This window comes from Vibrio sp. THAF64, assembly GCF_009363455.1.
In the GTDB taxonomy this organism is placed as follows: Bacteria; Pseudomonadota; Gammaproteobacteria; order Enterobacterales; family Vibrionaceae; genus Vibrio; species Vibrio coralliilyticus.
In genome coordinates, this window is sequence record NZ_CP045357.1 from 188,461 (window position 1) to 201,234 (window position 12,774).

The 12,774-nt window shown below is 41.4% G+C and carries 12 protein-coding genes; 10 read left to right on the top strand and 2 right to left on the bottom strand.

Features of this window, described 5'->3' with window-relative positions; translation table 11 throughout:
* Window positions 1–121: 121 nt before the first annotated feature.
* Window positions 122–2,296 (top strand): hypothetical protein, encoded by a 2,175-nt coding sequence (locus FIU99_RS25610; protein WP_043011758.1) that lies wholly within the window; start codon window positions 122–124, stop codon window positions 2,294–2,296.
* Between the two features lie 897 nt (window positions 2,297–3,193).
* On the opposite strand, the gene FIU99_RS25615 is transcribed toward FIU99_RS25610, so the two are convergent.
* Window positions 3,194–3,520, bottom strand: a complete 327-nt coding sequence (locus tag FIU99_RS25615; protein WP_043011756.1) for a hypothetical protein — start codon at window positions 3,518–3,520, stop codon at window positions 3,194–3,196.
* A gap of 2 nt (window positions 3,521–3,522) precedes the next feature.
* The gene (locus tag FIU99_RS25620) at window positions 3,523–5,865 is read right to left on the bottom strand and encodes a LysM peptidoglycan-binding domain-containing protein (RefSeq protein WP_152472922.1); all 2,343 of its coding nucleotides are present in this window, start codon (window positions 5,863–5,865) and stop codon (window positions 3,523–3,525) included.
* Between the two features lie 566 nt (window positions 5,866–6,431).
* Here FIU99_RS25620 and FIU99_RS25625 point away from each other — a divergent pair.
* The 9 genes from FIU99_RS25625 to FIU99_RS25670 all read left to right on the top strand — a co-directional run bounded on the left by FIU99_RS25625 (window position 6,432) and on the right by FIU99_RS25670 (window position 12,745).
* Entirely contained in the window at window positions 6,432–7,154 is a 723-nt protein-coding gene (locus FIU99_RS25625) for a hypothetical protein (protein WP_152472712.1), read from the top strand.
* A 134-nt stretch (window positions 7,155–7,288) separates the two neighbouring features.
* Window positions 7,289–7,642 (top strand): VOC family protein, encoded by a 354-nt coding sequence (locus tag FIU99_RS25635; protein ID WP_152472714.1) that lies wholly within the window; start codon window positions 7,289–7,291, stop codon window positions 7,640–7,642.
* Between the two features lie 24 nt (window positions 7,643–7,666).
* Window positions 7,667–8,092: an NUDIX hydrolase gene (locus FIU99_RS25640; protein WP_152472715.1), complete on the top strand. Its 426-nt coding sequence runs from the start codon at window positions 7,667–7,669 to the stop codon at window positions 8,090–8,092.
* A gap of 143 nt (window positions 8,093–8,235) precedes the next feature.
* Window positions 8,236–8,718: a YbaK/EbsC family protein gene (locus FIU99_RS25645; RefSeq protein WP_152472716.1), complete on the top strand. Its 483-nt coding sequence runs from the start codon at window positions 8,236–8,238 to the stop codon at window positions 8,716–8,718.
* Between the two features lie 139 nt (window positions 8,719–8,857).
* Window positions 8,858–9,328 carry a GNAT family N-acetyltransferase gene (locus FIU99_RS25650; protein ID WP_152472717.1) on the top strand — a complete coding sequence of 157 codons (471 nt, stop codon included), beginning with the start codon at window positions 8,858–8,860 and terminating at the stop codon, window positions 9,326–9,328.
* Between the two features lie 116 nt (window positions 9,329–9,444).
* A complete protein-coding gene (locus tag FIU99_RS25655) occupies window positions 9,445–9,930 on the top strand; it encodes a GNAT family N-acetyltransferase (protein WP_152472718.1) in 486 nt (161 codons plus the stop codon).
* A gap of 133 nt (window positions 9,931–10,063) precedes the next feature.
* Window positions 10,064–10,708, top strand: coding sequence for a hypothetical protein (locus FIU99_RS25660; protein ID WP_152472719.1), 645 nt, complete (start codon window positions 10,064–10,066; stop codon window positions 10,706–10,708).
* A 116-nt stretch (window positions 10,709–10,824) separates the two neighbouring features.
* Window positions 10,825–11,997, top strand: coding sequence for a PD-(D/E)XK nuclease family protein (locus tag FIU99_RS25665; RefSeq protein ID WP_152472720.1), 1,173 nt, complete (start codon window positions 10,825–10,827; stop codon window positions 11,995–11,997).
* A gap of 112 nt (window positions 11,998–12,109) precedes the next feature.
* A complete protein-coding gene (locus tag FIU99_RS25670) occupies window positions 12,110–12,745 on the top strand; it encodes an HAD family hydrolase (protein WP_172974098.1) in 636 nt (211 codons plus the stop codon).
* The last annotated feature ends 29 nt before the right edge of the window (window positions 12,746–12,774 follow it).

Here is a 12,774-nt window from a genome sequence, read left to right on the forward strand (position 1 = left end):
GTAACGATTAACTTACTTTTATTGTGGTTATAAAAAGCATTACATGGCAATATGCCACATTCATCATATCAAAGGCACCACAATAAATGTTCAGTAGTAACTGATAAATTGAGGATCATTCATGAAACTTCAGCTTGATTTGGCTAACTGTTATGGCATCAACCAACTATCTAAAGAGTTAGACTTTACAAAGTCAGCTACTAACGATGGTATTAATTCGCTCTACGCTCCAAACGGAACATTAAAAACTTCGCTAGCGAAGACCTTTAAGGATGTGGAACAAAACAAGCATACAAAGGATCTTATCTTTCCAAGTCGTACAACGGTAAGAAATATCAAAATTGATGGTACCGATATAGCGTCAACCCAAGTGATGGTGATTGACTCTTATAATGAAAGCTATAGCTCTCAACAACTTTCAACTTTATTGGTTAACGAAGAGCTGAAACAGCAGTATGACACGGCTCTAAAGGAAGTTGATGGCAAACGTTCAACTCTTATAAGCGGGGTTGCTAAAAAGTCGGGGAAACGAGATGTCCCGAGTCTATTCACGGAAGCTTTTGAGGTTCCTCAAAAAGAACTATTAGGGTTACTCGTAACACTTTCTGAGCAGACACACCCCGACTATACCCAATATGGAGAATATAAGTACGATACCTTGTTTAATCCAAAAGCTCTCCAGCTAATTGCCTCAGAAGACTTAAGCAAAGACCTTGCAGATTATGTCGACACCTATGACAAATTGATTGAAAATTCTACAGTTTTATCCAAAACTTTTAATCACCAAAAGGCTGATGTCGTTTCAAAAAGTTTAACAGATAACGGCTTCTTTAATGCTTCTCACAGTGTCAATATTTCAGTCGATGGTTCTAAGCAAGAGGTGTCTTCAAAAAAAGAACTAAATGACTTACTACAATCCGAGCAAGATAAAGTACTACAAAATCCCGAATTAAAAGAAAAGTTTAGCCGTGTTGATAACAAGTTGAAAAACAAAGAAACTCAAGCTTTTCGAGATCTAATTTCAGAACATCAAGACTTGCTAGGTGAATTTACCGATGTTGATAAGTTTAAAAGAAAGGTTCTAATCGGGTACTTACAATCTAATCAATCAGCTTGGGCTGACTTAGTTGCGACATACAAGTCTAATCAGGAATTGGTGGCGAATATTGTCTATCAAGCACAACAACAAAAAACAACTTGGGAAACCGTCGTTGATACTTTCAATAAACGCTTCAAGGTTCCATTTAAACTTAGCGTAGAAAATCAGGATGAGGTGATTCTAAATAACGCCGCTCCAGCTATAAAATTCGAATTTGATGACGGACGAGGTGAGTCAGAGGTCGTTAGTCAGTCAAGTTTGGTAGACGCTTTGAGTCAAGGCGAAAAGCGTGCACTTTATATCCTCAACGTACTTTTTGAAATTGAAGTGAAACGAAACAATATTCAGCCACTCTTGGTTGTGATAGATGATATTGCCGATTCTTTTGACTATAAGAACAAGTATGCCATTGTTGAGTATCTCCGTGATATTGCAAAAGTGGCTCATTTCAGCTTGCTATTGCTTACTCACAACTTCGATTTTCATCGAATTGTGAGTAGTCGACTCGGTGCGAAACGTCAGAATCGCCATATGGCAACAAAGTCATCAACGGAAATTGCTCTAAAGCCAGAAAAATATCAAAAAGATGTATTTAATACTTGGAAGCAAAGCTTAGCTACAAATGAAGCTTACATGTTAGCTAGTATCCCATTTGCTCGAAATCTTGCAGAGTATTGTGGTCATGAAAATCACTACAGTAGTTTGACATCTCTTTTGCACCTAAAAGCAGATACCAAAGACATCAAAGTTAGCGATTTGCAAGCGATGTATCGTGAGATCTTTGTTGATCAGCCTGCACTAGATCTGCCAAACAGTGAGTCATTGGTGTTTGATAAGATAATAGAGCATAGTGATACTCTCGTAGCTGAGCCTCAAGAGTCTCCCGAGCTTGAATGTAAAGTTATTTTGGCTATGGCTATCAGGTTACAAGCTGAGCACTTTATGATCACAAGAATAGCCGACCCAGCTTTTGTTGAGGAGATTAGTTCGAACCAAACTCGTGCACTTTACGACAAGTTCATTGAACTACACCAAGCTGAGCAAGACACCATTAGTTTGCTGGATCAAGTTAACTTGATGACTCCAGAGAACATTCATTTGAACTCATTCATGTATGAACCAATCTTGGATATGTCCGCTCATAGCTTGTATCAGCTGTATTCTGACATACAGGAGTTAGTAAACGGTCAAGAGTAAGGAAAGTAGAGTTGTTGACCAAGATGCCATCTATTGATTTTCTTAATGGGTGTTGCTTTAGCGCCCCTTAAGCTGTAGTGGCAGAGTGAAATTGGCTACTTAGTTAGAGGTTTTACAATACCTGCGGTAATACTCTAAATGTTAATTTAGCAAAATCACTGACTCATTTATGTCCAGAAATGTGTCTGAAATATTGCAACGCTCAAGTGGGCAAAATCATGGCGAATATCAAAGCACTCAAAAGGGTCATAGTGCTCTGTATGCCGTCAGAAGCTGATGGCCAGTCTTATATGGCATCGTTGAACCTCAAATTGATTTGATCAACAACGCCCACTCAGAGTGACGAGAAGAAGTAATAGAAGTAGTTTATTTTTGTGTTTTTGATTGTCTCATCTTAAGGGTAAAAAACACCGTCGTAGCAATGGACACAAAGTATCCAATGAATGATATTGCTAGTGTTCTCGTTACAATGTCCGATAAATAGTTCTCAGGGTCACACTCGAGGGACATGTTGTATTTCAAATAAAGAAGTATTTCTGTAAATGACACAAACATCGCTGCAGGGAATAAAATCACAACAAATAAAACAGCAATCCACTTCGTCATACCTTAAAACACCTTATCTATTAATAGATATACCACTTGATTATCCTAGCGTACCCGATGAAGACGTTACAGACTGATATGACCTAACTATTTCATTGGAGCCGCTATTTCATACTCTACCCTCGATAAGGCTGTGAAGCTATCACACAAACGTAGTGCTACCAACCAAAGCTAAAAATGACGATGGGGAGCAGCCACGCTCCCCATTTTTGTCTCAGCAAATCTTTTTGAAGAAAGGTGCTCCCTGTAAAAAGCGTGTATTCCTACCAAAATGATAGTGATATTAAGCTTTTATACGAAAACAAAGATGTAAAGCACGGTCATAAAAAACAACCAGTTTAAACACATAAAAATGTCAGAAGACCACTTCTTTTCTCTTCTTCGATGTCTTACAAAAGGATAAACCAAGCAGAAGTATGAGAATAAACCACCCGCCCCCATACTATTCATAGCAATGTAGTTTTTGCTCTTAAAGCTTTCAGGCTCTTTCGCCAAGTTGTCTACTAATTGATTGATATGTTTTTTGTCGCCTAAGGAATAGACGACAAGATGATAAAAATAGACAAACATCCATACAAGGGAAAACATTGCTACGCTAGAAACTATCGTATCTGTCATATTTAAAAACCTTTAATTGACTGCCCTACAGAAAAATTATTGAATCTTGAGTTCAATATGTACTCACTCACCCTATCTTGAGCTTGCTCATCGACACTATTTTCAAATTGTTCAAGAAGTTCATCTATCGGTGATAGATCATATACTCTCGTAGCGAAATCTTTACCTGCACCACCGCCAAAAATACCCCCACCCAAAGCTGCTGCCCCAACAACAACCATAACAATTGGTGCGGAAGTTATCCCAACAAAAGCAACGAAAGCTCCAGCGGCCGCAGCACCAGCGGTACCACCAGCCCAGCCTCCAATTACTCCGCCAGTCTCTTTAACTGTGCTTCGTGCACAAGCTTTTAGACTGCCACAATTCTCAGACACGTTATACACACCACTAGCTACACTGAGTCCTATACCAACTTTTCCAGCTTTCTCCGCATAAGTGATCCACTTAGCAGTATTCGCTACACGAGCTCCCAGCTCAGGAACCGAGCCTGTCTTTAATATCTCATCGGCATTGTGAATGAGTGACTTAGTAGAATTTATCCCTAAACTTTCCTTAAACCCTTGGTCGATTGGTATCTTCAGAGTCTGTTGCGTAAGTTTATCCAACTGCTTATCGAGGATTTTCTTCAAACCTAACCTTTGTCGAGTAAAGCTTGAACGATCGATTTTTTTGGCTAGAAGATCGAGGTATAGACGATCCATCTTTTTAAGTGATGAAGATACATTTTCCAGATTTTTCTGCATTGCAGGCGCGATTGTTCCAACACCAGCTCCCATGTATGCGAATGCGTCCGACGGCTGACCTGTATTCCAATATTCCACCAGCTTATTTTCTATTACTTCAAAGTAAGCTTGATGCAATTCGACTTGGTCGGGACTCAACTTACCCAGCTCTTCACTGGCTAACTCTGAATTCTCTTTTAATGATGTTAGCTTGGCTTTTTCCTCTTTTGAAGACGGCGCCTTCGTTAGGAAGATAACCATTTCTCCAGGAATTAAGGGATCATTCAGATGTTGGTTATGTTCTTGGATCAGAGATTTCGTTTTCGATGGGACACCACTTAGCTCTTGTTTCCAATAATCACTGAGAGACTGAGATTCTTCTACCCTCGCAAAGCCCAATTGGAACTCTATCTGCTCTTCAACCTCTTTTAAGTTAGCGATGGCGAGATCTTCATGAACCACAGCTTCCGAATTGACAGCTTTTGCAGTGGAACCAAGGAGGTAAGGCCTTGAGTAATCATAAATTGAATTGGCAAGCTTGTTGTATATCTTTATTTCAGCACTAGGCTTATCCTGCGCTGAGTCCGGCTGTCGTTCGACGTGAGCTTCTTTCGACACCGAAAGCAGTTCATTGATATCAACCTTGATACCGTGCTGAGCCACCCAGTCATCATTGAGATTATCAAGCTCTTCTCGGGTGATTTGCTGTTCAAGGTAAACAAGGCTCTGGTTTTCAACGTCTTGGCCTGTCCGTTTCCAGTACACTAAGATAGCACTTTGCAGTCGATTGTAGCCTTGCTCATCATTCAGTTGCTCATGCGTGGAACAAGTAGCGTAAAATGCCCATTTGCCCTCACCCAGCAGCTTGTACTCTTGCACTAATCGGTCGTTATGAAAATGGTAATAGTAACCTTCTGTCGGCAATCCTAAACGCTCTCCTAGCTGTACCGATGGGACGACTGGGATAAACGCTTCTTCGACGACACCTGAGCCTATTGAGTTCACTTGCACGCGGTCAGGTACACTGATGCCCATTGAACTTTCAGCCACTTTAATAACCAATTTCTTCGGTTCATCGAAGGCCGTATGAGCGATATACTTAGTGCCATGTTCCGTGGGCTCCGTTTGCCAGCGACCAATCATGGTTTCCTGTTTGGTCTTACCCAGTTGAAACGCACAACCCACACTTTTTTTGAATGTGTCCTCAGAGCACGCTATCTCAAAGCAATATTCATAATTGACTTGGGGCTGAGCATCCGAAGTATCGGGTTTAACGGGCTCTGGGACATAGGTTTCTTCGATGCTGGGAGCGTATGCCGCACTACCTTGACTTGATGCAGATCCACTTACCGCCCCACGAGGCATCTTTGCTTTAGCAAGGAACGCACTTTTAGCCTCTGGTGATAATGCTTCTTGCCCTTCAATAGACAAGCTCCACGATTTGCTCATTCCGTCTCTGAGCATCACTGGCTTAGATGGCGTCTCCGTCAACAGGGCCAACTCACCACTTTTGAGTTTGTCCTTAAAACGAGGAAAACTCATCCCATAAGGAAGAGCGGAACTAAGTGCCCTTTCCGTTAACCTTTCTATATCCCCTTCGACTTGGCCGAACTCGTGCGCCATCAGTTCAGTTAGCCGTACTACTCTATAACTCACTGTTATTTCTACCGCCACTTTTAAAAAGAGGCGTATTCTACTCAATCCATAGAGGGAGAAGGGTTGATAACCTCAACTTGTTCTCAGTAATGCGCCAGAATGTGACTGTTATTCCTTCTTCTGTCATCACTAGTAACTGACTCATCAATATCACTTATCTGTTTCGCACTTCAACACCCAATTAAAGTACTCTGCATCTGCCATCGTCACTCTCCTTTTTACCTTAGTCAGCGACTTCACACCGTCTTAACGTCTAAATAAGCATCAGTCGTTACGTCAAAAGCCAAGCCGTTCAACTGCAAAACATAGACCTTCCTCAACACACTCTTCATATATTGACGGCTGGTAGCACACTAACCGGAGTGGATGATGGACAATAAAATACACTGTCTCATTTTTTGTGTGATTTCGATAATTAATCTTTCTATATCAATCGATTAAAATCCCGCATAAGATTGTTAATACGCACTCACACATAACAGGAAAAATGTGCTTGTTCAGTATACAAATGTTAAGTTTCATATGGGGTTCCGGTGAAAGATAAAGTAGTAGAATATTTACGAAGTAATCTTGTTGATTTTGTACGTGATCATACAAGTGGCGGCTATCCGCATTTACCAAAATTTCAGCTTACTCCAAGAGATTTTGTCTCTTTTGCCGAGCAAGACCTTGAGGCTGAGAATGAACAAATTACATCCTATCAATTAGTAAATGCAACATCGAACTTGAAGAGAGCAGTTGATTGCCAGTTGGATGTACTTCTTAGCTTTTTGGGGCTTGATGAACTATATCGCCAAAAAAGGTTGGGTGTAGATCGAAAACTTGGATTTTTTAAAGCAGCAGGAGTATTCAACGCCAGGTCACTTGAAAAATTAAACAAATTTAGAAACCGTCTTGAGCATCACTATGAAATTCCTGAAGTTCAAGATGTCGATGCATATTTTGATGTAGTTAGTGCGTTTGTAACTATTGGCGAAAATTTAGTCTCCAATCTTATGAGCACCTACGAAGTAGAGTTTTGTGGCTCGACTATTAATACAGGTTTAAATTCACGGGTAGACTTTAACAAACCTAGCATTGAAGTTACCCTAGGTTCAGAAATCATAGAAGTTAATCTGGACAAGGCGGCTAAGCCTAAAGTGGAAGATATACAAAATTTTGCATTCTTACTCCGAGTACATATTTTGTTGATTCACTTATTTAACGGTGCACTTACCCCAGAAGCCCTAATTAGTGATATCGAAAAAGAAACCTAACAAAGCATTTAAGAGTGATTCCCAACGCTTGGCATTTTTGCTATACGTTGCGTTTAGCGCTTAAGGTGGTATGCGGGAGCTTCGGTGTAGCGTTGCTCACACCTTAACAGGGCGTTATGTGGTTGGAGAAAACTATGAATCCATCAGCGGTTCTTGTCCATGTCCCTGATGTAACTAAAGGGCTTGAATGGTACAAAAAAGCTTTTCCTGAAGCGGTTCCGGTTTACCACCCTGACTTTGACTTCACGGTACTCGACCTAAATGGTTTCTCGCTAGAAATAGTCCAAGCTGACGAAAAGGTTGGTAATGGTAAAAGTGGCACTGTTGTTTACTGGTCAGTAGATAATTTAGCTGTTGCTTTAGCTCATTTTAAAACTCTAGGTGCGTATCTCTATCGTGGACCAATGGAAATTGAAGATGGGCTGTCGATGTGCCAAGTTGAAGACCCGTTTGGAAACTTAATAGGACTACGTGGGAAAACCAAATAACCAAGTGGTCGGAAGGAGTATAGAGTGAATAAGGAAGTACGAGTAGGTGTTGCAGCCGTTGTGTTACGTGAAGGGCGTATTTTACTTGGTGAGCGAATTGGGTCTCATGGAGCCCATACTTGGGCAACTCCAGGTGGACATCTTGAAATGGGTGAGAGCATCGAAGAATGTGCTCGGCGTGAAACACTAGAAGAAACGGGCTTAGTTGTAGAGGCGTTCAAGAAACTAAGTTTCACTAACGATATTTTTGAAAAAGAAGGCAAACACTATGTCACATTGTTTGTCATAGCTTCTTGCTCTAGTGGAGAGCCTCAGGTTACGGAACCAAATAAGTGTAAGCAGTGGAAATGGTTCGAATTAGACCAACTTCCTGAACCACTATTCCTGCCTTTGGTTAATTTGTTAAAAGACCCCGTTAGCATCGAAGAATTTCTCATACAATCTGTTTAAGAGTGACTCCTAACGCTTGGCATTTTTCATTCCACCGTTGAGTTTAGTGTTTGCGGTGGTAAGGTTACGTTTTCGGGTGGTGTTACTCACACTTTAAGGCGGCGTTATGTTCATCGTCGAATGAGCGAGATTCAGGAGGATATATGTCAATGGAATTGAAGTCTTCGTCATTGAAAGTACAAGAGTTTTTGTCCCGAAACGGCCAAGATTTTGTCGTGCAGGAAATGCCGAGCTCTACTCGTACCGCATCTGATGCCGCTGAATCTATCGGATGTACGGTTTCTCAGATAGCGAAGTCGGTCATCTTTAAGCATGGAGAAACCGGTGAGCCAGTGCTGGTTGTTGCGTCTGGCGCTAATATGGTGTGCGCTGACAAAGTCAAAGAAGCGACAGGAATTGTTCTTACCAAAGCAGACGCTTCTTTTGTCCGTGAAAAAGTGGGTTACGCGATAGGCGGTGTCCCCCCAGTCGCTCACCACTCATCAGTCCACACCATTTTGGACAACGATCTGAATCAGTATTCTGAAATCTGGGCAGCAGCGGGCACACCTAACTCAGTGTTTAAACTGAATCCGCAGAAATTAGGTGAACTAACACAAGGCCAGTGGGTAGATTTGGCAAAATAAACATTACCATCGGTTTGATAGAGATTCGCAACGCGTGGCATTTTCGCCAGGCGCGGCTTTAAGAGGTTAAGGTGGTTTGCAGAGGCGTCGGTGTTGCCGTTGCTCACACCTTAAAGTGGCGTTGTGTTTGGGAGAGATAATGGAAATACGAGAAATTCATGAGTCAGACTGGGATCAGGTGTATCAACTCATGGAAGATAATATGCTCGAAATGCAGCTTGAACTAGGGCTGAAATGGGATGGAGAAGCCATCCTGAAATTCTACAAACGAAAGTCCGTTATCGTTATAGAGCAAGACCACAATATTCTTGGTTTCATTGCTTTCCATCAAAGTGATGATTTCCACTTCATCGACTCCTTACAAGTGGTTAAACAACATCAAAATGGACTTCTGGGTAGTCGTTTACTTAAAGCTTCGCTTCTACACACTCAGTCGCTATCTAAAGTAAAAAATGTTAGATGCTGTGTGTTTGAAAATAACCCTGCTGAAAGTTTGTATTATGCTGCTGGCTTTCAAGAGTTAAGTCGTACTAATGGGGTCTTAACCTTAGAGGCGCCTCTGAGTCAGTTGGCTAAACGCTTAAGGTTAAAATCAGAATACGCCATTTAAGAGTGATTCGCCGCGCTGGGCATTGTTGATAGGCGCCGGTTGTAGTGGTTAAGGTGGAAGCATCGATATGGCGAGCCTCACACCTTAATTGGGCGTTATGTTATAGGAGGGAATTCATGATTAGGGAAATCACCAAAGCCGATTTCGAGTCGTTTTGGCCTACCTTTTCAGCGGTAATCCAGGCCCAAGAAACGTATGCTTTTGACCCCAATATGACGCTAGAACAAGCATTCGCTCTGTGGTGTGAATCGCCACTGAAAGCTTTTGTTTTCGTAGAAAATGACGTGGTACTGGGCTCTTACTACATTAAACCCAATGCAATGGGGCCAAGTAGCCATATATGCAATTGTGGTTACATGGTGTCAAGCGAAGCTCGAGGTAAAGGCATTGCACGCCTTATGTGTGAACATTCTCAGGAAACGGCGCTAGCGCTTGGCTTTGATGCCATGCAATTTAACAGCGTGGTTTCGACCAATGAAGTGGCGGTGAAACTTTGGGAGAAGCTGGGGTTTCAAATCATAGGTACAATTCCGAAAGCATATCAGCACGCTCATCTAGGGTTCGTTGATAGCTACATCATGCACAAGTGGCTACGAACATAACAAACTATTTATAAGCGATTCACAATCGTTTGGCATTTTTACTTTCGGTTTATTTCAATGTTTACGTTACCAAATTGAGTGCAGTGGTGGCTCGGTTCAAACTTTAATTGAGCGATAGTTTTCAGAGGTAGCAATGAATTTCGAACAATTTGTGAAGAATGTAAATCTGAATAAGAATGGTCGCCTTAACGGTGTGAAGCAGATTAGCATTTACTATGTTTACACTGGCCTCAATGCTTGGCATTCAACATACAGCGCTACATATACTAATCGATGTATGCACCCAAACCTACCGTCAGCTAAAGACTATTGCGAAAATAACCGAGTACAAGGGAGCGTTTTTCACATATTAAAGCTGCCAGCCTTGGCTTTTCACACGAAATTTCGAACCTTAATAGTTACTGAAATTAACTCAAATAGCCCGTTATCTAGATTTAGCATTGAAAAATTTTTGTCTAACAAAAATGTTCAAAAAAGCGAAGTAGGTAAATTGGCTTGGACTACCGATCTTAATACGTTAGTTGATTGCTTTGACGCTTATTTAGGCTCATGGGAAGTTCCTTCGAAGTCGAGGCATTCAGTCTTGATGTTTGATGGTACTTCCGTAAAGCTAGAGGTATCTCGTTCGAATAACTTGAATCATTTCTGTTCTAAATCTGTTGGCGGGGGGTATTATCTGCAGTGGTCAGAATCAGGCTCAGATATTATTCGAGATGGCACACGAAAGGTAGAAAGGTTATTTTTCCAAAAAAGAGAACTTCCAAGTGTTAGAGAGTGAATCCCAACACATTTTTTACTTTGCGCCAGTGTTAGTGATTAATGTGGTATGTAGCTGTATTGTGTGTCTTGCATCCTCGTTGGGAATAATATCATCGTGATGACTAGGTAGAGGAAATGAATACAGAATTAGAAAAAATAGAGCGACTTTTTCTTTCTAAAGATTTTTCAGAAATAACGTCGTACTCAACTAACTTTGACCTTTTCAAGGTGATGGGTGTTCGGAGTAAGGAGCATGTTCATTCAAACATCTTAGCGGCATTACTTCAGCCTACCTATCCACATGGTTTACAGTTTTCGTTCTTGAACAGCTTCATAAAAGGTCTTGCAAAGTTAAACCTTGCACATGGTAAACCTCTACCTTTGTCAGCATTAATTTCAGCGACTGACAATAATGTAAGAGTATTCAGAGAACTCGAGAACATAGATTTAGTTATCGAATTCCCTAGTAGTAGATTGGTAATAGCGATTGAAAATAAAGTTTGGGCAAAAGAACAAGAAAAACAAATAGCTAGGTACCAAGAAACACTCTATTCCCGCTACCCAAATCAGAGAGTTGCTTTAGTTTTTTTAACAACGGATGGACGCCAACCAGAGACACTCGATTCCAACTCGAGTGTACCCGTTTATTGTATGTCTTATGGTGAAATAGCGAATCAGTTGAGCTTAGTGCAATCTCAAGCCAATGTATCGGCTAGAAGTTTTATTAATCAATTTATTAGCCATATCGAGGGTTACATGTCAGGTAGTAGTGAACTAAAAGAGTTGTGCTGGCAAATTTTTAGCAAGCATGAAGAGGCTTATAAGCATATGGTTGAGGCACATGATTATTGTATCCGCCGTAAAATTGAGGAAAGTTTTTCTGACATTGAAGCTCGCATACAAAGTGATGCAGCCTTCTCTCAATATCGGAGTGATCTCGAAATTAAAACCGTCTATGAAGAAAACAGCAAATACTTAATAGCTTGCGATATCGATGTAAGACTGAATTCATGGCCTACTGGTTTGTGGGTCAAGATATACAAACACTTTTGGCTTGGAGTTTTTCCATATATTACTTCCAAAGACTTAGAGTCTGTGAAAACACTTAGTATGCAATTAGATTGTTACCCCAACCAGAGTGTAAAGTCATGGGAAGATAAATATTATGTCTCTGCTAATCGTAACTTAGACAAAGAACGTATGGTTTTATCTGACGGAAATACGCTCACCTGTGATGACATAAATATCGCACTAAATAAGCTCAGCACTCATATTGAAGAAATAAATTGTGCGCTAGAAATGACCTAACAAGGCCATCAGAGCCATGCGTTTTACTTCGCATTTTGGGTATTGAGCTCAGTGTGCTTTGTGGAATCATAGCGAACCCCTTACTAAAGGCGTTATGTACATGGAGAGTGAAGTGAGAAAAACAGTCTTGATAGATTTTGACGGTGTCATCCGTCACTGGCCCAATATCGAAATGGAAGAGTACGCCGCGACGTTGGGGCTTGTCAGCAATCCTTTGTTCGCCTGCGCCTTTTCAGCGCAGCACTTGTTTCCCGCTATTACGGGCCAGATTTCTCATGATGAATGGTGTGACAATGTGTGCTTGGATTTATCGCGCGTGTATGGCGACGATACGGCGGTAAAGTTGGTGAACAAGTGGCGCTCACTCAACGGAGAAATCGACCATGAGTTTCTGAACAACATCCGAAGCCTGCTTTCTGACGGGAGGCTTGTTTTGGTCACCAATGCGACCAGCCGACTACATCGCGACCTTGCTCACGCAGGTTTAGAGCAAGCATTTGATGACATCGTCAATTCTTCAGAAATCGGGGTCGCCAAACCTGATGTGGCGTTTTTTGAACGAGTCATGAAGCGCCTCAACGTCAAAGCGGAGCAGTGCCTCTTTATTGACGATACTTCCAGAAATGTGGAGGCGGCAAAGACGTTGGGGATTGAAAGCCTTTTGCATACCAGTACAAAAGACACCCTGAACGTCATCCAAGCCCAATGCACATCACAAGTGTCGGATTGTTCAAGAAACGTCTTCTGAATTGTCCTCACGGCTCCTCTCCTAGACCG

What these genes read in the sequence shown, in the direction of transcription:
- FIU99_RS25655 (WP_152472718.1), top strand. Translation starts at nt 9,445, where the DNA reads ATGATTAGGGAAATCACCAAAGCCGATTTCGAGTCGTTTTGGCCTACC.
- FIU99_RS25610 (WP_043011758.1), top strand. Translation starts at nt 122, where the DNA reads ATGAAACTTCAGCTTGATTTGGCTAACTGTTATGGCATCAACCAACTA.
- FIU99_RS25645 (WP_152472716.1), top strand. Translation starts at nt 8,236, where the DNA reads ATGTCAATGGAATTGAAGTCTTCGTCATTGAAAGTACAAGAGTTTTTG.
- FIU99_RS25665 (WP_152472720.1), top strand. Translation starts at nt 10,825, where the DNA reads ATGAATACAGAATTAGAAAAAATAGAGCGACTTTTTCTTTCTAAAGAT.
- FIU99_RS25620 (WP_152472922.1), bottom strand. Translation starts at nt 5,865, where the DNA reads ATGGCGCACGAGTTCGGCCAAGTCGAAGGGGATATAGAAAGGTTAACG.
- FIU99_RS25615 (WP_043011756.1), bottom strand. Translation starts at nt 3,520, where the DNA reads ATGACAGATACGATAGTTTCTAGCGTAGCAATGTTTTCCCTTGTATGG.
- FIU99_RS25650 (WP_152472717.1), top strand. Translation starts at nt 8,858, where the DNA reads ATGGAAATACGAGAAATTCATGAGTCAGACTGGGATCAGGTGTATCAA.
- FIU99_RS25635 (WP_152472714.1), top strand. Translation starts at nt 7,289, where the DNA reads ATGAATCCATCAGCGGTTCTTGTCCATGTCCCTGATGTAACTAAAGGG.
- FIU99_RS25660 (WP_152472719.1), top strand. Translation starts at nt 10,064, where the DNA reads ATGAATTTCGAACAATTTGTGAAGAATGTAAATCTGAATAAGAATGGT.